General features: G+C 57.2%; 16 protein-coding genes. 7 read left to right on the top strand and 9 right to left on the bottom strand.

Annotated features, from left to right (window positions below; all coding sequences use genetic code 11):
* Window positions 1-4: 4 nt before the first annotated feature.
* On the bottom strand, window positions 5-427 hold the full coding sequence (locus OB87_RS13515; RefSeq protein ID WP_033569952.1) for a hypothetical protein: 423 nt from the start codon (window positions 425-427) through the stop codon (window positions 5-7).
* Between the two features lie 515 nt (window positions 428-942).
* Between OB87_RS13515 and nifJ the strand changes: the two genes are divergently transcribed.
* From nifJ to OB87_RS13485, 6 genes are all read left to right on the top strand, one after another.
* On the top strand, window positions 943-4,476 hold the full coding sequence (nifJ, locus tag OB87_RS13510; RefSeq protein WP_033569951.1) for a pyruvate:ferredoxin (flavodoxin) oxidoreductase: 3,534 nt from the start codon (window positions 943-945) through the stop codon (window positions 4,474-4,476).
* A gap of 250 nt (window positions 4,477-4,726) precedes the next feature.
* The gene (locus OB87_RS13505; RefSeq protein ID WP_033569950.1) at window positions 4,727-5,818 is read left to right on the top strand and encodes a L,D-transpeptidase family protein; all 1,092 of its coding nucleotides are present in this window, start codon (window positions 4,727-4,729) and stop codon (window positions 5,816-5,818) included.
* Between the two features lie 210 nt (window positions 5,819-6,028).
* Window positions 6,029-6,484 (top strand): MarR family winged helix-turn-helix transcriptional regulator, encoded by a 456-nt coding sequence (locus tag OB87_RS13500; protein WP_033569949.1) that lies wholly within the window; start codon window positions 6,029-6,031, stop codon window positions 6,482-6,484.
* The gene (locus OB87_RS13495) at window positions 6,481-7,602 is read left to right on the top strand and encodes an HlyD family secretion protein (protein WP_033569948.1); all 1,122 of its coding nucleotides are present in this window, start codon (window positions 6,481-6,483) and stop codon (window positions 7,600-7,602) included. The genes OB87_RS13500 and OB87_RS13495 overlap by 4 nt, the downstream gene beginning before the upstream one ends.
* Window positions 7,589-9,193 (top strand): DHA2 family efflux MFS transporter permease subunit, encoded by a 1,605-nt coding sequence (locus tag OB87_RS13490; protein ID WP_033569947.1) that lies wholly within the window; start codon window positions 7,589-7,591, stop codon window positions 9,191-9,193. The genes OB87_RS13495 and OB87_RS13490 overlap by 14 nt, the downstream gene beginning before the upstream one ends.
* A gap of 100 nt (window positions 9,194-9,293) precedes the next feature.
* Window positions 9,294-10,790, top strand: a complete 1,497-nt coding sequence (locus OB87_RS13485) for a mannitol dehydrogenase family protein (protein WP_200884301.1) — start codon at window positions 9,294-9,296, stop codon at window positions 10,788-10,790.
* 150 nt (window positions 10,791-10,940) lie between these two features.
* Here the strand turns inward: OB87_RS13485 and OB87_RS13480 are convergent, their stop codons facing one another.
* Window positions 10,941-11,150 (bottom strand): helix-turn-helix domain-containing protein, encoded by a 210-nt coding sequence (locus OB87_RS13480; protein WP_033569946.1) that lies wholly within the window; start codon window positions 11,148-11,150, stop codon window positions 10,941-10,943.
* Between the two features lie 452 nt (window positions 11,151-11,602).
* Here OB87_RS13480 and OB87_RS13475 point away from each other — a divergent pair, with 452 nt between their 5' ends.
* Complete coding sequence (locus tag OB87_RS13475; RefSeq protein ID WP_033569945.1) at window positions 11,603-13,129, top strand: MFS transporter; 1,527 nt, start codon at window positions 11,603-11,605, stop codon at window positions 13,127-13,129.
* Between the two features lie 70 nt (window positions 13,130-13,199).
* Here the strand turns inward: OB87_RS13475 and OB87_RS13470 are convergent, their stop codons facing one another.
* The 7 genes from OB87_RS13470 to OB87_RS13440 form a co-directional block, all read right to left on the bottom strand.
* Entirely contained in the window at window positions 13,200-14,210 is a 1,011-nt protein-coding gene (locus OB87_RS13470) for an AI-2E family transporter (RefSeq protein ID WP_033569944.1), read from the bottom strand.
* Between the two features lie 328 nt (window positions 14,211-14,538).
* Complete coding sequence (locus tag OB87_RS13465) at window positions 14,539-15,312, bottom strand: ABC transporter ATP-binding protein (protein WP_033569984.1); 774 nt, start codon at window positions 15,310-15,312, stop codon at window positions 14,539-14,541.
* 42 nt (window positions 15,313-15,354) lie between these two features.
* The gene (locus tag OB87_RS13460) at window positions 15,355-16,248 is read right to left on the bottom strand and encodes an ABC transporter ATP-binding protein (RefSeq protein WP_081977396.1); all 894 of its coding nucleotides are present in this window, start codon (window positions 16,246-16,248) and stop codon (window positions 15,355-15,357) included.
* Window positions 16,220-17,023 (bottom strand): ABC transporter permease subunit, encoded by an 804-nt coding sequence (locus tag OB87_RS13455; protein ID WP_395856909.1) that lies wholly within the window; start codon window positions 17,021-17,023, stop codon window positions 16,220-16,222. The genes OB87_RS13460 and OB87_RS13455 overlap by 29 nt, the downstream gene beginning before the upstream one ends.
* A 98-nt stretch (window positions 17,024-17,121) precedes the next feature.
* Window positions 17,122-18,180, bottom strand: a complete 1,059-nt coding sequence (locus OB87_RS13450) for an ABC transporter permease (protein ID WP_033569942.1) — start codon at window positions 18,178-18,180, stop codon at window positions 17,122-17,124.
* A gap of 84 nt (window positions 18,181-18,264) precedes the next feature.
* A complete protein-coding gene (locus tag OB87_RS13445) occupies window positions 18,265-19,875 on the bottom strand; it encodes an ABC transporter substrate-binding protein (RefSeq protein WP_033569941.1) in 1,611 nt (536 codons plus the stop codon).
* 79 nt (window positions 19,876-19,954) lie between these two features.
* A partial coding sequence (locus tag OB87_RS13440; protein WP_033569940.1) for an enolase C-terminal domain-like protein occupies window positions 19,955-20,233 on the bottom strand: 279 nt, incomplete at its 5' end.

Here is a 20,233-nt window from a genome sequence, read left to right as displayed (position 1 = left end):
AACGTCAAGAATACAGGCTATTCGCTGCCTGCTCGCTTTCCTCGCGGGAGAATCCCCCGTAAGTCATGGCGGAGATAAACGCAGCGCGGTCAGTGGTGGGGTAAACCTTTTCATGCAGGATTAATCGCCCGACTTCCTCTGCGGTTAACTGTGGAAACTGCTCATGAATCCCCCCCACGACATCCCAACTGGCGTAACCCAAGATGCGGATGATCCCCGCTATCTCCAGCGGTGAGGTTTCATCCTGATAGGTGGAATGAATCACATCGGCAATCAGTTTCGAGGTCAGCACATTGACTTTGGACACATCGCTGTAACGGCTGCCCAGAGATTGAACAATATGATTGATGGCTTCTTCCGGTCCGTAGCCTCTTTCACGGATTCTGGCTAATACCGATACCATTTTGTCTCTCAGATCGATAAACATAGTGCTGTTCCTTCGTCAACGTCGATAATCCCCGAAGAACGCGAAGCATTTCCCTGAGATATGAACAGATTTCCTTAACGATCGCGTCTGGGCCTTTTCTTCCAGTCTGCCGCTAATGCCCTGTCAGGCGTTTCGGTGCTTTACTTTCAGCATAGGCGCAGATACCTATCCTTCCACTTGCCCCGTCACGCTTTGTGGGCAACCGCCGAAATTTTCGGCTAATGTCCGACGGCGGTAATCAGTCCGCCCCATTGCGGCGAACTGGGCGTGCTACAGATGCAATACCCTAACTAGATTAACGATACATTAACATTATTTTTTTCCAGACAGACGATGCCCCCCAAACTCAGGGTAAAAACATAAAGGAGTCTTCTGGTTCACGCGGTATCCGCCCACGCAATTGCCATACACACCTTGAAACAACTCCGTGGGCTATAATCGGTCAAAAACACTCGCCGGATAGCGATAATAGCCGCCACGCAGGGACATCGTTCAGCAACAAAGAAGGTTAAGTCATGATCACCACCGACGGTAATAACGCGGTCGCTTCGGTCGCCTGGCGAACCAATGAAGTTATCGCTATCTACCCCATCACGCCCAGTTCCACTATGGCCGAACAAGCCGCCGCCTGGTCGAGCGACGAACGCAAGAATATCTGGGGAGATACGCCTCGGGTGGTTGAAATGCAGTCCGAAGCGGGGGCCATCGCCACCGTGCACGGTGCATTGCAGACCGGTGCGCTGTCCACGACCTTTACGTCCTCGCAGGGCCTGTTGCTGATGATCCCGACGCTGTACAAACTGGCCGGTCAGTTGACGCCGTTTGTGCTGCACGTCGCCGCCCGTACCGTGGCGACCCATGCGTTATCCATTTTCTGCGACCATTCGGACGTGATGGCGGTGCGCCAGACCGGTTGCGCTATGCTGTGCGCCAGCAATGTGCAGGAAGCGCAGGACTTCGCGCTGATTTCCCAGATGGCGAGCCTCAACAGCCGCCTGCCGTTTATTCATTTCTTTGACGGCTTTCGCACCTCGCACGAAATCAACAAAATCGAGCCACTGAGCGACGCGCAATTGCACGCCCTGCTGCCGCAGGCGGCGATTAATGCGCACCGTGAGCGGGCGCTTACTCCTGAACGTCCGGTGATTCGCGGCACCGCCTCCAACCCGGATACCTTCTTCCAGGCGCGAGAAGCCACCAACCCGTGGTACAACGCGGCATTCGGTCACGTGGAACAGGCGATGAACGACTTCGCCCACGAAACCGGCCGTCAGTACCAGCCGTTCGAGTATTACGGCCATCCGGACGCCACCCGCGTTATCGTGATGATGGGCTCCGGCGTCGGCACCTGCGAAGAGGTGGTCGACACCCTGCTGACGCGCGGCGAGAAAGTCGGCGTGGTGAAGGTTCGGCTGTACCGGCCGTTCTCCGCGCAACATCTGCTGGCGGCGATTCCGCACAGCGCGCAGTCCATCGCGGTGCTGGACCGCACCAAAGAGCCTGGCGCGCAGGCTGAACCGCTGTATCTGGACGTAATGACCGCGCTGGCGGAGGCGTTCTCCCGAGGTGAGCGCCCACTTATGCCGAAGGTGATCGGCGGCCGCTACGGTCTGTCTTCGAAAGAATTCACCCCGCAGTGCGTCGAGGCGACGTATAAAGAGTTAGCGCTTACCAACCCCAGACCGCGTTTTACCGTCGGTATTTATGACGATATCACCCACCTGTCGCTACCGCTGTCCGATCAACCGATGCCGACGCAGGCATCGCTGGAAGCGCTGTTCTACGGGCTGGGCAGCGACGGCACCGTGTCCGCCGCCAAAAACTCGATCAAAATCGTCGGTAATTCGACCCCGCTGTTCGTACAGGGCTATTTCGTTTACGACTCCAAAAAAGCCGGTAGTCTGACGGTTTCCCACATGCGCGTCGGCCCGCACCCGATTCATTCCGCCTACCTGATTGAACAGGCGGATTTCGTGGCCTGCCACCAATGGCAGTTCATCGACAAATACAGCATGGTGGAGCGCCTGAAACCGGGCGGCCTCTTCCTGATCAACACGCCTTACCGCGCCGATGACCTGTGGCACCGGCTGCCGCAGGAAGTACAGGCCGGGCTGAACCAGCGTCAGGCGCGGGTGTTCTGCATCAATGCAGCGAAAATCGCCCGCGAATGTCAGTTGGGCGCACGCATCAACACCGTGATGCAGATGGCATTCTTCCACCTGACGCAAATCCTGCCGGGTGGTGACGCGCTCGACAAACTGCGCGCCGCCATCGCCAGCAGCTACGGCAGCAAAGGCCAGGAGCTGGTGGAACGCAACTGGCGCGCGCTGGACGCGACGCTGGCCGCACTGGAAGCGGTAGCGCTGGAGCCGGTGAATCCGGACAGCCCATGCCGCCCGCCAGTGGTGTCCGACGCCGCGCCCGATTTCGTCAAAACCGTCACCGCCGCGATGCTGGCCGGGCTGGGCGACAGCCTGCCGGTGTCCGCCCTGCCGCCGGACGGCACCTGGCCGGTCGGCACCACCCAGTGGGAAAAGCGCAACATCGCCGAAGAGGTTCCGTTGTGGAAAGCAGAGCTTTGTACCCAGTGTAACCACTGTGTGGCGGCCTGCCCGCACTCCGCTATCCGCGCCAAAGTGGTGCCCGCCGACGCGATGGCCGACGCCCCGGCATCATTGCAGTCGCTGGACGTAAAAGCCCGCGACATGCGCGGCCAGAAATATGTATTGCAGGTCGCGCCGGAAGATTGCACCGGCTGTAACCTGTGCGTGGAAGTGTGCCCGGCCAAAGATCGCCAGAATCCGGAAATCAAGGCCATCAACATGGCACCGCGTCTGGATCATGTCACCACTGAGAAAACCCATTACGATTTCTTCCTCAAGCTGCCGGAAATCGACCGTAGCAAGCTGGAACGTATCGATATCCGCACCTCGCAGTTGATTACACCGCTGTTCGAATACTCCGGTGCCTGTTCCGGCTGCGGTGAAACCCCGTACATCAAGCTGCTGACCCAGCTGTACGGCGACCGTCTGCTGGTCGCCAACGCCACCGGCTGTTCTTCGATTTACGGCGGTAACCTGCCGACCACACCCTGGACCACCGATGCCAACGGCCGTGGCCCGGCATGGGCCAACTCGCTGTTTGAAGACAACGCCGAGTTCGGGCTGGGCTTCCGCCTGAGCGTCGACCAGCATCGCCAGCGCGCCCTGCGCCTGCTGGAAAAGCTCAAGCCACAGTTACCTGCTGACCTGGTGGCCGACCTGCTGGAAGACTCCGTGGCTGCCGATACGCGCCGCGAACAGATTGCCCGCCTGCGTCAGTCACTCAGCGCCATCGACAGCGCCGACGCCCGTCAACTGATAGAGGAAGCCGATCATCTGGTGGATAAATCCATCTGGCTGATTGGCGGCGACGGCTGGGCCTACGATATCGGCTACGGCGGCCTCGACCACGTGATGAGCCTGTCGGAAAACGTTAACGTGCTGGTGCTCGACACCCAGTGCTATTCCAACACCGGCGGCCAGCAATCCAAAGCGACCCCACTCGGGGCCGTGACCAAGTTTGGCGAGAATGGCAAACGCAAAGCGCGCAAAGACCTCGGCATCAACGTGATGATGTACGGTCACGTCTACGTGGCGCAGATCTCGCTGGGTGCCCAGTTGAACCAGACGGTGAAAGCGATTCAGGAAGCAGAGGCCTGGCCGGGTCCGTCACTGATCATCGCCTACAGCCCTTGTGAAGAGCATGGTTATGATCTGGCGTTTAGCCACGACCAGATGCGCCAGTTGACCGCGACCGGCTTCTGGCCGCTGTACCGCTTCGACCCACGCCGCACGGCGGAAGGCAAACCGGCACTAGTGACGGACTCCCGTCCGCCGTCCGCCAGCCTGAGCGAAACCCTGCTCAACGAGCAGCGCTTCCGTCGGCTCAATAGCCAGCAGCCGGAGGCCGCCGCCCAGTTGTACGAAGAAGCCGAGGCGGATTTGCGCCGTCGCTATGACTTCCTCAGCCTGCTGGCGGGCAAGGCAGAGAAAAGCGCACAGGAATAATGCCGCTTTACGCAGACCAGACAGGGAGTGGGAAACCGCTCCCTGATGCTTTCTGGCGCACATCGTCCATGCGATTCGTTCCCCGTATTTGTCACCTTACTTCCCCGCACTGACGCTTATAATGTAATTGATTGTACATCTGGTTTTCCTGCCGCCCTTCTGCACATATAATGCGCATCCGGACTTTTTGTACCGGATAACAACAATTCCTTTGCCGCAATGGCTTTTAACACTCAACAAAGATATGAAAATGAGTATTCGCGCGATCCTGACATTAGTTGTGGCGGCGGCTGCATTCAGCCAGACAGCACTCGCCGTGGTTTATCCATTGCCAGCCCCGAACAGTCGGCTGGTGGGTGAAAATATCCAAGTAACGATTCCCAGCGATAGTACCGACGCGCTGGAGCATTTTGCCGCTCAGTACCAAATGGGCCTGAGCAACCTGCTGGAAGCCAACCCCGGTATTGACGTTTATCTGCCAAAACCGGGCAGCACCATGACCGTGCCGCAGCAACTGATTCTCCCTGACGCTCCGCGCGAAGGCATCGTGATCAACAGTGCCGAAATGCGTCTGTATTACTACCCGAAAGGGTCCAAGACCGTGGTAGTACTGCCGATCGGTATCGGCCAGTTGGGCAAAGATACCCCGATCAACTGGGTGACCTCGGTTCAGCGTAAGAAAGAGCGCCCGACCTGGACGCCGACCGCCGCCATGCACGCCGAATATGCCGCCCGCGGCGAATTCCTGCCGCAGGTCTACCCGGCCGGTCCAGACAACCCGATGGGCCTGTACGCGCTCTACATCGGTAACCTGTACGCCATCCACGGCACCAACGCTAACTTCGGTATCGGCCTGCGTGTCAGCCACGGTTGCGTGCGTCTGCGTGACAAAGACATCAAATACCTGTTCGACCATGTTCCGGTCGGCACTCGCGTTCAGTTCATTAACGAACCGGTGAAAGCCACCGTCGAGCCGGATGGTTCACGCTATGTCGAAGTTCACAACCCCCTGTCCCGTACCGAGGAAGAGTTCAACTCCAGTACGCCGGTGCCGTTGAAACTGACCCCGGTGGTAACCAAAGTATTGGCGGATGCCAGCGTCAGTGAAAGCGAAGTGAATCAGGCGCTGCAAAATCGTTCTGGTATGCCAACAAAAGTGAACGGCCCGGCCGAAGACGCTGCGCCGATCGCCCCCGCTGTTCCTGCCCAGACACCGGATATTCAGCAGACCAGCACCCCGGCAACACCGGATGCCGTACCGCCGGTAGCCCCGCAGACCCAGCAGACGGCGACTGATGCTGTGCCAGCAACCGCTACAGCGGCTGACGCCAGCAAATCCTGATCAATCTCCGGATTTTCATTCTCTTCACAGGGCAGCTCAGGCTGCCCTGTTTGCTTTTGGATGGGTTAGTCGCCTCCACGCCGCTGTCAGGCGTAATGAGTACTGTCAGCCTGTTACATTGTTATTTATGACTCACCTCACAAAATCAATTGACTTATCATTAGTTGACTTGTTAACTAATAACACTTCATCTATCCCTTGGACCTCATCATGTCACAGACCGAATCTTCCGCCCGTCGGCGTTTTGCCCTGCAATTGGGCCAGACCTCTCGCTTATGGCGTCGGGTTATCGACCGGGAATTGCAACCGTATGGATTGACCCAGGCGAGCTGGCTGCCGTTGCTGTTCATCGCCCGCGAAGAAGCCCCCATCCACCAAAAAGCGCTGGCCGAATCGCTGGGGCTGGACGCGTCTGCAGTGGTCAGGGTACTGGACAGTCTGCAAAAGCAGGGATTTATCGAAAGGCGTGAAGGTAACGATCGCCGTTTTCGCGAGATCCATCTCACCACGCTTGGGATGGAACAGGTGGAAAAGGTGGAGTCTATCGCCGGGCAGGTGCGTAATCAGGCACTGGCTGGGGTGCCAGAACAGGATATTGAACAGGTCAGCCGGATTATCAATCAGGTCATCAGCAATCTCTCCCGAACCGAAAACGGTCACTCATGAATATTCACGCCCCCCAACTGACGAAATTCCAACGCCTGAACCAACGTCAGCGTACCTTTTTTCTGGCTGGTGCCGCTCTGCTGTTGCTGGCGGTACTCGTGCTGGCGTACTGGTTTCACCAGCGTTTCACCCATATCGGTGAAACCGATGCCCGCGTCATGGGCGAAGTGATCTCACTGGCCAGCCGGGAAAGCGGCTGGGTGACCGCTCGTCCGGTGATCGATGGCGATACCATTCGTAAGGATCAATTACTGGCGCAGATCGACGATCGTGACGCCCGCTTACGGCTGGCGGAGCAGGAAGGCAATCTGGCTGCTGCCGATGCGCAAATCAGTTACAGCCAAACACAACGTCAGGTCACCGACCTCACCACACAAGCTTCACTGGATGAAGCGCGAGCGAAGCTGGCATCGAGCGAATCCGCCGTAAACAATGCTGGCTACCAGCTCAGCCTGGCGCAGAACAACTTCCAGCGCGACGATCAACTGCTGAAAAGTAACCTCACGGCTCGCAAAACCTGGGATGAATCGCACACCGCACTGTTGCAGCGTCAGGGCGAACTGCGGGAAGCCGAAGCCCAACGCAGCGCTCAGCAGGCCGCACTGAATAACGCCGTAGCACAACGCAACACATTACAGGTGCTGGATCGGCAGATCGAGATGCAGCGCCAGCAGCGGATCGCCTTGCAGGCGCAGGTGGATCAGCTCAAGCAGGAAATCGCCGATCGGGCACTGCATTCCCCGGTGGATGGCGTGGTGGATCGCACTATTGTGAATGTGGGCAGTTACGTACAGGCCGGACAGTGGATCATGCTGGTGCATGATCCGCGTAATCTGTGGGTCGAAGCCAACATCAAAGAGACGGCCATCGGCCGGGTTCGGGTCGGTCAAACAGTGGATATTCAGGTCGATGCTTACCCAGACAAACATTTCAACGGTCATGTGATCCGGGTTGGCGATGCGGCTACCAACCAGTTTGCGCTGCTGCCAAGCCCGAATCCGTCCGGCAACTTCACCAAAATCACCCAACGTGTACCGGTGCGTATCGCACTGGATAATCCGGATAGCGGCCTGAAACCGGGCCTGATGGCGGAAGTCAGTATCAATGTCGCCGATTGAAGCCCAGGCCGCTCGCTTTGGTCATCGCTATCGCTGGCTGGCGACGGTTACCATCATGCTGGGCACCATCGCCACGACAGCCACGGCGACCATCGTCAATGTCGCGATGCATGACATCATGGGCGCGTTCGGCATGGGCCAGGATCAGGCACAGTGGCTCTCCACCGCCTTTCTGGCTTCAATGACCGCCACCATGCTGGTAACGGCCTGGACGCTGGAGCGTTTTGGTTACCGCGCCACCTACGTCGGCTCACTGGTGGTGTTCGTCATCGGCAGCTTGCTCGGCACCTTCAGCCAGAGCAGTGCCGAGGTGATCTTCGCCCGTATTCTTCAGGGCAGTGCCAGTGGTGTGATCCAACCGCTGGCAATGATCATCATCTCGCAAGTGTTTCCGGTATCGGAACGCGGCAAGGCGATGGGGATTTATGGCGTCGGGGTCGTGCTGGCCCCGGCATTGGGACCCGCCGCCGGTGGGCTGATGGTCGATCAGCTCGACTGGCGCGCCGTCTTCATGGTGGTCGTGCCGTTCTGTCTGGCCGGGATCGCCGCCGCGATGGTGATCCTGCCTGCCAAAAGTGCACAGGCCAACAGCACGCCCCGGCGTTTCGACACCCTGGGGTTTATTCTGCTGGTGACGGCGCTGACCTCGCTGCTGGCCGGGCTGTCCAACGGGCAGCGCGAAGGCTGGGAGTCGTTCTTTATTCTCTGTCTGCTAACCACCGCTGTGATTGCCACACTGGCGTTCATCGTCCGCGAATTCACTACGCCGCATCCCCTGCTCAGTCTGAGAGTCTTCGCCAACCCGGCGTTTACCTCCGGCTGTATTGTGGCGTTCGCGCTGGGCGCAGGTATTTATGGCTCGACTTACATCATCCCGCTGTTTGTGCAGAGCATTCAGGGATACACCCCGACCCGTTCCGGCTTGCTGCTGATGCCAGCAGGGCTGGCGCTTGGCATGGTGTTTCCGCTGGCGGGATCGCTCAGCGACAAGCTCAAACCCCACCTGCTGGTGGTGGCGGGTTTGCTGCTGTTTGGGCTGTCCTGCTGGCTCTCCAGCGCGGCGGACACCGATACCCCGTTCTGGACCATGGCCTGGTGGATTGTCATCGGTCGCGTTGGGCTGGGGGTGATGCTGCCTGCCATGAACGCAGGTGCGCTGCGGGCGCTACCGCCTGCTCAGCTGGCGCAGGGCGCGGGCAGCCTCAATTTTATCCGTCAGTTGGGCGGTGCAATGGGGGTTAACCTGCTGTCGGTATTTATCGAACGGCGCACCACCTTTCACGGCCAGATGCTGGCGCAGTCGCTGACGCTAGACAATATTCGCAGTACCGACGCCATCCGCCAGCTCAGCCTGCTGTTCGGCCACGGTGGCAATCCGCTTGGCGACCCGCTGAGCACCAGCATCAACCCCGGTATCATGACCTACCTGCAATCAGTGCTGGCCCCTAAGGCACAGATGTTTGCTTATCAGGATGGTTTCTTCATGGTGGCGATGTTCTTTTTTCTGGCAATGCTGCCCGCCTGGTTTATCCGGCCACGTCCGGTGCTAAACCCGACGCCACCGGCCAAGACAGCCAGAACCTCGACATGACTCTGTGAAGCGTCTTCAGAACACGCTATATGACAGTTGCCGCCCAACCGAAAGACCGTTAAGGTTGGGCGGTTAATTTCCTCTTTTCAGGACGCCATCTATGTCCAGTAACAGTTTGTCCGGCAACGAAAAAAATCTGTCCAATACACAACTGCCCGCCGCAGTGCAACAACCCCGTTATGACCGTCAATCGCTGAAACCCCGTATCGTACACATCGGCTTCGGCGCGTTTCACCGCGCGCATCAGGCGCTGTTGACCGATCGGGTGCTCAACCGTCAGGGCGGCGACTGGGGGATTTGCGAAGTGGTGTTGTTCAGCGACGATACCCTGATTTCCGCCCTGCGCCGTCAGGATCACCGGTTTACCGTGCTGGAAAAAGCGGCCCACGGCAATCAGGCGATCGTGGTTGGTGCGGTCTGTAAGTCGCTGCACGCTCGCGTGGAAGGAATAACAGCGATTCTGGAACAACTGGCTGACCCAATCGTTGCGATCGTCTCGCTGACCATCACCGAGAAAGGCTACTGCCGCGCAGGCAACAGAGGCGAACTCGATCGAGACAACCCGCTGGTGCAGCAGGATCTGGCCCATCCGCGCCAACCGTCATCGGTGCCGGGATTGCTGGCCGAAGCGCTGCGCCTGCGCCGCGAGCGGGGCATTGCGCCCTTCTCCGTGCTTTCCTGCGATAACGTACCGGAAAACGGCAAAGTGACGCGCCAGGTAGTGATGGATGCTGCCCGCTTGCAGGATCCCGCGCTGGCGGAGTGGATCGCACAGCATGTCACTTTCCCCAATACCATGGTGGATCGAATCGTACCGGCCGCCACGCCGGAAACGCTGAGCCAGATAGCCGACGCCGTCGGCGTGGCGGACCCGTGCGGCATCGCCTGCGAGCCGTTCATCCAGTGGGTGGTGGAAGACAATTTTGTCGCCGGACGCCCAGACTGGGAACAGTCGGGTGCCCAACTGGTGGATGATGTACTGCCGTTTGAAGAGATGAAGTTGCGTATGCTCAACGGTAGCCACTCTTTCCTGGCCTACCTCGGTTATCTGGCAGGGTATGAACATATCAACAATGGTATGGACGACCCTTGCTACCGGCAGGCAGTGCGCCACCTGATGCTACAGGAGCAGGCACCGACCCTGCATGTATCCGGTGTCGACCTGGCTGCTTATGCCGACCAATTGCTGGAGCGTTTTGCCAACCCGGCGCTGAAGCACCGCACCTGGCAGATTGCGATGGACGGCAGCCAGAAACTGCCCCAACGTATGCTGGCGTCGCTGCGCTGGCATCTGGCGCACAGCAGCGATCACCGCGCGTTGACGCTGGGCGTAGCAGGTTGGATGCGCTATGTCGGCGGCATCGACGACGCGGGCCAGGCGATCGATATCCGCGATCCACTGGCTGCTACATTGCAGCAAATCGTCAGCACCACCCAAGATGACGCTGAGCGGGTCCGCGGTCTGTTATCCATCAATTCGCTGTTTGGCGATGACCTGCCTGGTAACGCCACGTGGGTGGCGGAGCTAACTGACGCCTACCTGTCGCTACGTGACAAGGGTGCTAAAGCAACCGTAGCAGCGTTATTTAACGACTGAACAGGCATAGCACCCGCTCATTCGATGCGGGTGCCATCCCTCTCTGCCGCACTCAGGTAAGAGAACCAGAGTTCGTCGTGTTCAAATGCCAGCGGTCAGCCGTAGCGTACCGGTGCAGCCTGCTATCAGGATTAACCAGTTCTCACGCCGTTATTCTTCCGGCAAATACTCCAGCACATCGCCAGGCTGACAGGACAGCGCCTCGCATATTCTCTGCAATGTGTCGAACCGGATACTCTTCACCTTGCCGGATTTCAGCAACGAAAGATTCTGCTCAGTAATGCCGATCAACCCCGCCAGTTCGCGAGACTTCATCTTTTTTTGTGCCAGTAGCACGTCCAGTCTGATAATGATTGGCATAGCCCGTCTTACCCACAATTCACTCTGACCCGATAAAATACACTGTCTGGTGCCGTGAGATAAATCACACTTTGCGTTATGTGCACTATCCAGGATCACAAGCCGATCACAGTTCATCGCTATTTTTTACAATTATTCTTGATTTTTGCGACGCGTCATTGCGAAATAGCGATGATAGTTTCACCACAGCCCCCGACACTGTTGTCCCTGCCATTGATGATTTTTATCGTTTAACGATAAAAAAACGACGCTTCCCGACAAACATCGCGTTTTGTCAGCCAATATTCGTGATCAAATTAAAAAAACTTATTTCATGATCTCCCAGACAGATTGCTATTAAAAGCAGCCAGGAGAGGGATGGCTAGTTTACTTTTGTCTCGAACGGGCAAATGATAAGAACATAAGTTCATTTCAAATGAAATAATGTTTTAATATTGTTAGGCGAATTGACTATGAGTAAACCCATCACATTGAAACACACGCTCTGCTACGGCAGCGCGAACCTGCTAGGCAGTGGCGCCTTAGCCATTAGTGGTGCCTGGTTAATGTACTTCTATACCACTTTCTGTGGATTGTCTCTGGTTGAGGCTGCCGCCATTTTCTCCGTGGCCAGCGTCATTGACGCCATCAGTAACCCGGTTATGGGCTACATCAGCGACAACTTCTACAATACCCGCATCGGACGCCTGTTCGGTCGTCGTCGTTTCTTCATCCTGCTCGGTATCCCAATGGTGTTGGTCTACCCGATGCTATGGAGAGAAGGCTTAGGCTTCTGGTATTACCTGTCGACCTACGTGCTGTTTGAATTGATTTATACCTCCATCATGGTGCCGTACGAAACGCTCGCCACCGAGATGACCACTGACTTCAAAGCCCGTTCCAAACTGACTGGCTCCAAAGCCATCTTCGGTAAAGTCGCCAACTTCCTGGCCGCCTTTATTCCGGGGCAGTTCATCGGTATCTACGGTAAAGACTCCGCTACACCATTCTTCTACACCGGTCTGGCCTATGGCTTTATCATGTGTGCGGCGATGATCGCCCTCTACCTGACCTCATGGGAACGTTCTCCGAGTGAAGTGACTCGTGAACACACCCAGAACCTGTGGCAGTCGCTGAAAAAGCTCAGCGTCGACATGGCATCGACTTTCCGTCTGCGTATTTTCCGTAAACACCTCGGGATGTACCTGTTCGGTTTCGGTGCGGAATGGCTGTTCGCTTCTGCCTTTACCTATTTCATCGTATTCGGTCTGAAACAGAGCACTGCGGTAGTCTCTCAGCTCAATAGTTTCAGTTCGATTATGCAATTTATCTCCACCTTCCTCTTCATCGGCATCTGCGTGAAAATGGGCTTCGGTCGTCCGTATCGCCTGGCGCTGACGGTGGTAATTGTCAGCGTGATCGCCTACGCAGCGCTCTATTTCACTGGCTGGTCCCAAACTGCCACCATCATCGTCCTGTTCGGTATCACCGCAATTTTCGGTCTGAGCACCGGCGGTATCTACTACATTCCCTGGACGGTCTACACCTTCCTGGCGGACGTAGATGAAGTGTTGACTGGTCGTCGTCGTGAAGGGATTTACGCGGGTGCCATGACCTTCGCTGGCAAGATGGTCCGTTCCGTCATCGTCTTCGCCATGGGCTGGATTCTGAGTCAGTTCGGATTTGTCTCCGGCAAAGCGGCTCAACCGGAAAGCGCGGTGCTGGCGATTGTGGGTGTGTTCTCACTGGGCGTGATTGCACTGGCGGTTGTCGCTATCATCTTTAGTACTCAGATGCGCCTGGACCGTAAGAATCACATGATTCTGTTGCAGGAAATTGCTCGTATCAAAGCAGGTGGCGCGATTGCCGATGTTCCGGCGGAAGCCCGCGCAGTTGCTGAAGAGCTGACTGGCTGGAAATACGAACAGTGCTGGGGCAACAACCCGCTAGGCCTGCAACAAAATGCGCCGGAACCGGTGGTTGCAACGTCTCATCGTTAAGACTTCCCTCGGTCTATCACCATTCAATGCCGCCCTCTGGGCGGCATTGTCGTTTTAACAAGCGCTACGGTTATATCAACGCCGCTTCCCGCAATTCACTTTTCAGGTAGGCATAATAGATGGGTGCGGCGATCACGCCGGAAATACCAAATGCCGCTTCAAACACCAACATCGCCAGCAGAATTTCCCAGGCGTGCGCCTTGATACGGGTGCCGACAATCTGGGCATTGAGGAAATACTCCAGTTTGTGGATCAACATCAGATAGACCAACGCCAGCAGCGCGATCGGCACAGAAATTGACAGTGCAGCGATGAACACCACCGAATTGGAGATCAAATTGCCAATCACCGGTAGCAAACCAAAAATAAAGGTCAGCACCACCAGCGTTTTGGCAAACGGCAGATGAATGCCGAATCCAGGCAACACACCCAGAATGAAAATGGCGGACAGCACCGTGTTGACCAGCGAAATCTTCACCTGCGCAAACACAATATTGCGAAACGAGGACGACAGCAGCGCGACCCGGTGCATCAGTTCGGTTTTCAGCAACGGCTTATCTACTGTCGGCTCAATGCTGTACAGCGAGATGATCGCCCCGAGGATCATACCTATCAGCATGGTGACAAAACCGTGCAGGAAGTCTTTCCCCATGTTCTGCAACATCACCACATGCTTTTGCAGCCAGGCTACAAACTCGTGCTGTAGCTCTTCCACACTCACCGGCAGGTAACCCGGCAGGTAGGTCATGATCTGCTTTTGCACATCCTCAAGAATAAAGGCGATACGGGCGTTAAACACACTGGTGTCTTTCATTTCCTGCATCAGCAGCCCGACCAGCGTGCCGAAAATCACACTCAGCAGGCAAACCACCACGGTGCTGATCACCGCCACTACCGCCAGCCGGGCGCGTTTACCGCTGATCACCTTCTGGAAATAGGGCGTCAGCAGATTAATGATTTCATACACCAGAAAACCAGCAATAAAGCAGGCAAGCAGGCGCAACTCAATCAAGAGCAGCAACCCCCCCATGATAAAGACGAAGCTCAGTAACCTGGCTTGTTTCAAATTCAACAGCTGCATTATGACATCCTGTTTCGTGCTGCTACGTCAGCGCCAGCCAGCGAGGGGAACTGTCCCGTCGTCAGGCGGCAATACTCTGACCGTGAAATAATATTTCAGCAGTCATTCTTAGCGTTTTAACCACGAAATGCCAGCATGATTAGCGCCATTTTTGGGCACCTGTCATAGGGGTAGAAAGGAGAACAACGAGAAAAACTACAGAAAAGACAGAGGAATGACTCAGATGACCCGCGTCGCCAACGCGCAATCGCTTATCGGGTTGTTGCTAATGGAAACGGGAAGGCAACCGCCGTCGCCCTCCCGTGTTATGTGCATCCAGCCGCCCGGTTTACATCCGCTCTGATCGCACCGCCAAATCCCGGCTGTACTGTCGGCTGGCGTCCACCAACATCGTGGTATAAGCACTTTTGGGCGTATCGCGGGCTAAATCGCCGGTCGCGAGCGTTTCCAGAATACGGCCATATTGCATCACCGCGACGTTGTGGCACAGGTGCGCTATCACCCCCAAATCGTGCGTCACCATCAGGTAGGTCAATTTCTCCTGCTGTTGTAATTCCGCCAGCAGATTAAGGATTTCCGCCTGCACGGACACATCCAGCGCCGAGGTCGGTTCATCCAGCAGCAGCACCCGCGGTTCCAGAATCAACGCTCTGGCGATCGCCACGCGCTGACGCTGCCCACCGGAAAGCTGGTGGGGATAGCGACGGCGAAACTGCGGCCCCAGCCCCACTTTGCCCAATAACGTATCGATACGGTCATCCCGATCGGCGAAGCGGTGAATTAACAGCGGTTCTTCCAGAATCGTCTCCACCGTATGGCGCGGGTGCAGCGAACCGTAGGGATCCTGAAACACCATCTGCACCCGGCGGCAGCGCGCCTGCTCGATGCGATGCGCCAGCGGTTGACCATCGATCCATAACTGCCCCTGCCAGTGATTGAACAGCCCGGCCAGACATTTCAGCACCGTGGTTTTGCCGGAGCCGGACTCGCCGACCAGACCGAAGATCTCGCCGTCATTAACGGTGAGATTCACATCGTACAGCACCTGATTGCGCCCGCTTCCCTCGCCGAACGTCAGGTTCAGGTTACGCACCTCAATCATTGCCCGCGTCTTGTGATTTGCCTCAGTCGTCATATGCACTCCTTAAGGGTTAAGCCAGGCGGGATCGCGATTCATTACCGGCAGGCGCGGCCGCGGATGATCGATATCCGGCAATGAATTGAGCAAACCTCGGGTGTAGGGGTGTTGCGCATGATCGAGATCGGCAGCCGCGATCGACTCCACCACCCGACCGGCGTACATCACCAGCACCCGATCGCAGAAGCTGCGCACCAGATTGATGTCGTGGCTGATAAAGATCAGCCCCAGACCGCGCTCGCTCACCAGATCATCCAGCATCGCCAACACTTGCAGACGCACGGAGACATCCAGCGCTGAGGTCGGTTCGTCGGCAATCACCACTTCCGGCTCGGTGATCAGCATCATGGCGATCATAATGCGCTGCCCCTGACCGCCGGAGACTTCGTGCGGGTACAGGCCGTATACCCGTTCCGGCTGGCGGATGCGCACGATGTCCAGCATCGCAATCACCTTTTCCTTCGCCGCCTGCCGCGAGACGCGGTGGTGCGCCAGATAAGCTTCGGCGATCTGATCGCCGACGCACACCACCGGATTCAGCGAATACTTAGGATCCTGCATGATCATGGAGATGCGTTTGCCACGAATCTGGCGCATCCGCGCTTCATCCGCCGCCAGCAGGTCGATGCCGTTAAAATTCATCCGGTTGGCGGTGATCTGTGCGCTACGCGGATGCAGCCGCAACAACGCGCGCCCGACGGTAGATTTGCCGGAGCCGGATTCGCCGACAATCGCCAGCTTTTCACACCCCAGCGAGAAGGACACGCCGCGCACGGCATCGGTCACCGCGCGGCCATTGACGAAACTCACCCGCAGATTGTCCACCTCCAGCAGCGAAGCTGCTTCCGGCTTGCGGTGAGCCGCATTCACATTATTCAGTTCTGGGATCGAGGATGTCACGTAAGCCGTCTCCAAGGAAATTGAACGCCAGACTGTTGATCAAAATCGCCAGCCCCGGAATCGTCACCAGCCACCAGCACTCCATCATGTAGCGGCGGCCAGCCGAAATCATCGCCCCCCATTCCGGGTCGGGCGGTTGCGCCCCCAGCCCGAGAAAGCCCAGACCGGCTGCGGTCAGAATGATCCCGGCCATGTTCATGGTGATACGGATAATCACCGACGGCAGGCACAGCGGCACAATGTGGTGCAGCAGAATACGCAACGAAGACGCGCCTTGCAGTTTCACCGCCGAGACAAAATCAGCCTGGCGCAGCGACAGGGTTTCCGCCCGCGCCAGACGCGCGATCGGCGGCCAGGCGGTAAGCGTAATGGCGATCACCACATGCTCCAGCCCTGGGCCGAGCGCCGCCACAAACGCCAGCGCCAACACCAGACTGGGGAAAGAGATGAAAATATCGGTGATGCGCATCAGAATGGTGTCGACCACCCCGCCGTAATACCCCGCGACCACACCCAGCAACAGCCCGATCGGCCCGACGGTGATCGACACCAGCGCCACGATATACAGCGTGATACGGGAGCCGTACACCAGACGACTAAACACATCGCGTCCGAACTCGTCGGTGCCGAACCAATGGCTGGCGCTCGGTGCCTGTAACGTGTTGGCGAGATCCTGTACCAGTGGGTCATGAGTAGCGATCCACGGCGAGAACACGGCCATCAACATCAGCACCAGAACAATCGCCGACCCTATTGCCGTCAGCGGGTTGCGCATCAACAGCGACAGAAAACCCAGAATACGCGTGCCGCGCAGCTTCAAACGGCCGACGCGCTTGTGCGGCCGGGCGCGCAATACCGGCTCGGAGGAAATCGTCATACTCTCGTCCTCGGATCAAAGACCTGATACAGCATGTCCGACAGCAGATTCAGGCTAACGAAAATCAACCCGACCAGCAGGACACATCCCATCACCGCATTCATGTCGCCCAGTAACAGGCTACCGGTGAGATAAGAGCCAAACCCCGGCCACGAGAACACGGTTTCGATCAATACCGCACCTTCCAGCAGCGAGCCGTAAGCCAGCGCCACCACCGTCAGCAGTTGCACCAGAATGTTGCGAAACGCGTGCGCCCACACGACGCGAAACTCCGACAGCCCTTTCACCCGCGCAGTGATGATGTATTCCTGCGACAGTTGCGCCAGCATGAAACTGCGCGTCATGCGGCTGATGTACGCCAGCGAGTGAAACCCCAGCAGCGTAGCGGGCAGCACCAGATGATTGAGTGCGCTGCGAAACACCTCCCAGTTGCCATCCAATACAGAATCGACCAACAGCAGGCCGGTACGATTTTCCACCAACCCGTCATAGGCCATGTCCACCCGCCCGGCACCGCCGACCCAATTCAGCCAGGCATAGAACACCAGCAGCCCCATCATCCCTACCCAAAAGATCGGGGTGGAATAACCAGCCAGACTGATGAAACGCACCACGTAATCCGCCCATTTGCCGCGCCTTGCCGCCGCCAGCACACCGAGCGGCACGCCCAGACCGGCACCGACGATGATCGCCATCGTCGCCAGTTCAATGGTGGCGGGAAAAACACGAATAATGTCGTCGATAACCGGACGGCCGGTCAGCAATGCATTGCCGAGATCGCCATGCAGCAGCGCATTGAAGTAGATCCAAAACTGGACGTATAGCGGCTTATCCAGCCCCAGTTGCTGGTAAATCTGTTGGTAGGTGCTTTGGTCGGCATCCTGCCCCACGATCGCCAGCACCGGATCGATGGGCATGACGCGACCGATAACAAACGTCAGGATCAACAAGCCGAACAGTGTGACCACAACCTGGAATAAGCGCTTCGCCAGTCGGCGCAATACGCCGCCCGGTTTAAGCCACTCCCCAGGTTTGATCCGATCAGAGAAAACCATGTTTTTTCTCCCCAGCCCCGGCCGATGACGGATATCAAGCCGTCATCGACACAGTGATTTCACATTGGCGTTCTGCGTCGCCAACTAGCGTTGCTTGTACACGTCCCGCAGATGGGTCGTGGAGGACGGATGCGGCACATATTTCATGACATCCTTGCGCAGCACGACCGAATCGATCATCTGGGAAACCGGAATAATCGCCGGGTACAGCGCCTCATAACGGTTCTGGACATCGATATAAATCTGCTTCTGCTTTTGCGGGTCCTTTTCCAGCAACGCCTGATCGATCATCTCGTTCAGTTGTTTGTCGTAGAACGAGGTGCGCCAACCCTGGAAGTTGGTCAGTTTGGCTTCGTCGCTGTTATCCGGGTTGTAGACCACAGACCGCAGGCTGGAATGCGGATGAGGATCGACGCCGCCGCCGCCGCGCCCAACCAGCATGTCGAACTTGCGATCACGCATCGCGCCATAGACCTGATTGCCGGTGCCGGAGAGGATCTGAACTTTAATACCGGCTTGCGCCAGCGTGGACTGCACGGAGGTGGCGAGGTTCAGGAACGGCTGATCCGACAGCACGCGCAGCGTGGTGTCAAACCCGTTCGGATAGCCCGCTTCCGTCAGCAGGGTTTTGGCCCGTGCCACATCCAGTTTGTAGCCCGGATCGGGCAGCGTGGCGTCCATCCCTTTCTGGATCGGGCGCTGATGATAGAAACCATAGCCGGTCATCACAGTGTTATTGATGCCGTCGTAGTCGATCAGATAACGCACCGCTTCGCGCACTTTCGGATTAGCGAAGTACGGGTTCTTCAGGCTCATCGCCACGTAGTACAGCGTGCCTTTGGTCACCTCCTTCACCGTCACGTCTTTATCCTGCTTGAGCGCGTTAATATCCGGCACCGACATGCCGGTCGCCACGTCAATATCACCTTTTTCGATCATCAATCGCAGCGCCTGCGATTCGGTCATATGCCGGAAAATGACGCGCTTCATTTTGGCGTCGCCCTGCCAGTAACCGCTGACGCGGCTGATGCGCAACACATCTTTCGCCTGCCACACATCCAGTTTGAAGGGGCCGGAACCGGCTTCATTGGTGGTCAGCCAGCCATTGCCCCAGTCGCCGTTTTTCTCGTGTTGCAGCACCGTTTTGCGATCCAGCACCGAGCCGCTGCCCAGCGTCGCCAGCGAGTAGATGATAAGCTTGGGATCGTTGGGCTTGGGCAGTTCGATCTCCACCGTATGGGCATCTTTGGCGCGGATCATCTTCGCGACGTTATCCGCACTAAAGCCATACGATTTCCAGGTGGTCGCCTGCGCCATGTTCAGATGCAACAACCGGTTCATCGACCAGACAAAATCGTCTGCGGTCACCGGGTTGCCGGAATGGAATTTCGCGTTATCGACCAGGTTGAAGGTAATGACGTTGCCGTCGCCACTGACGCTCCAGCTTTTCGCCAGCGCGGGCAAAACGTGACTCAGGTTGTCAGGGTCCAGTTCGACCAGCGAGTCATAGAGGTTTACGACCACCCCCACCACTTCATTGCCGGTCATGGCGGCGGGATCCAGCGACAGCATGTTGTTCATGTTCATGCCGACAATCAGTTGATCGTCGGGGGTTTTAGCGGACAGTATGGCCGGTGTGGCGGCCATACACAGTGTGCTCAACAGCAGGGTACGAAGTATTGCTCGTGCTTTCATTATTCTTCTCCAGGTGTGGAAGTATGGAAGACGACAACATTTGTTTTTTTAGTGGTAACTCGTGTACAGACCGCAAGCGCTACGCCTGACTTAGGGTATGCGCGTCAATCCAGTCAAAATTAATGTCCTCGCCCAAACCGGGGCGCTGCGACAGGTGGACATAGCCTTCTTCATCCATCGGGTCGACGAGAGAATTCAGGTAGGCGGCAGGTTCGTCGTAATCAAGGAACGGATGCAGCAGGCCGCGCTCGTACCAGCGGCAGTTTTTAATCGCCCCCACCACCGCCAGATTCGGTGCGCCGTTGCCGTGAATTTCACAATCCATACCAAAGGCTTCCGCCAGATGGGCTACCTTGAG

It is taken from the genome of Dickeya undicola, from assembly GCF_000784735.1.
Classification (GTDB): domain Bacteria; phylum Pseudomonadota; class Gammaproteobacteria; order Enterobacterales; family Enterobacteriaceae; genus Dickeya; species Dickeya undicola.
The sequence above is the reverse complement of the archived record's forward strand: the minus strand, read 5'-3'. Positions and strand labels throughout refer to the sequence as shown.

Bases quoted from the DNA above. Each gene is read 5' to 3' on its own strand.
- OB87_RS13515 (WP_033569952.1), bottom strand. From the start codon at position 427: ATGTTTATCGATCTGAGAGACAAAATGGTATCGGTATTAGCCAGAATC.
- nifJ (WP_033569951.1), top strand. From the start codon at position 943: ATGATCACCACCGACGGTAATAACGCGGTCGCTTCGGTCGCCTGGCGA.
- OB87_RS13505 (WP_033569950.1), top strand. From the start codon at position 4,727: ATGAGTATTCGCGCGATCCTGACATTAGTTGTGGCGGCGGCTGCATTC.
- OB87_RS13500 (WP_033569949.1), top strand. From the start codon at position 6,029: ATGTCACAGACCGAATCTTCCGCCCGTCGGCGTTTTGCCCTGCAATTG.
- OB87_RS13495 (WP_033569948.1), top strand. From the start codon at position 6,481: ATGAATATTCACGCCCCCCAACTGACGAAATTCCAACGCCTGAACCAA.
- OB87_RS13490 (WP_033569947.1), top strand. From the start codon at position 7,589: ATGTCGCCGATTGAAGCCCAGGCCGCTCGCTTTGGTCATCGCTATCGC.
- OB87_RS13485 (WP_200884301.1), top strand. From the start codon at position 9,294: ATGTCCAGTAACAGTTTGTCCGGCAACGAAAAAAATCTGTCCAATACA.
- OB87_RS13480 (WP_033569946.1), bottom strand. From the start codon at position 11,150: ATGCCAATCATTATCAGACTGGACGTGCTACTGGCACAAAAAAAGATG.
- OB87_RS13475 (WP_033569945.1), top strand. From the start codon at position 11,603: ATGAGTAAACCCATCACATTGAAACACACGCTCTGCTACGGCAGCGCG.
- OB87_RS13470 (WP_033569944.1), bottom strand. From the start codon at position 14,210: ATGCAGCTGTTGAATTTGAAACAAGCCAGGTTACTGAGCTTCGTCTTT.
- OB87_RS13465 (WP_033569984.1), bottom strand. From the start codon at position 15,312: ATGATTGAGGTGCGTAACCTGAACCTGACGTTCGGCGAGGGAAGCGGG.
- OB87_RS13455 (WP_395856909.1), bottom strand. From the start codon at position 17,023: ATGCGCAACCCGCTGACGGCAATAGGGTCGGCGATTGTTCTGGTGCTG.
- OB87_RS13450 (WP_033569942.1), bottom strand. From the start codon at position 18,180: ATGGTTTTCTCTGATCGGATCAAACCTGGGGAGTGGCTTAAACCGGGC.
- OB87_RS13445 (WP_033569941.1), bottom strand. From the start codon at position 19,875: ATGAAAGCACGAGCAATACTTCGTACCCTGCTGTTGAGCACACTGTGT.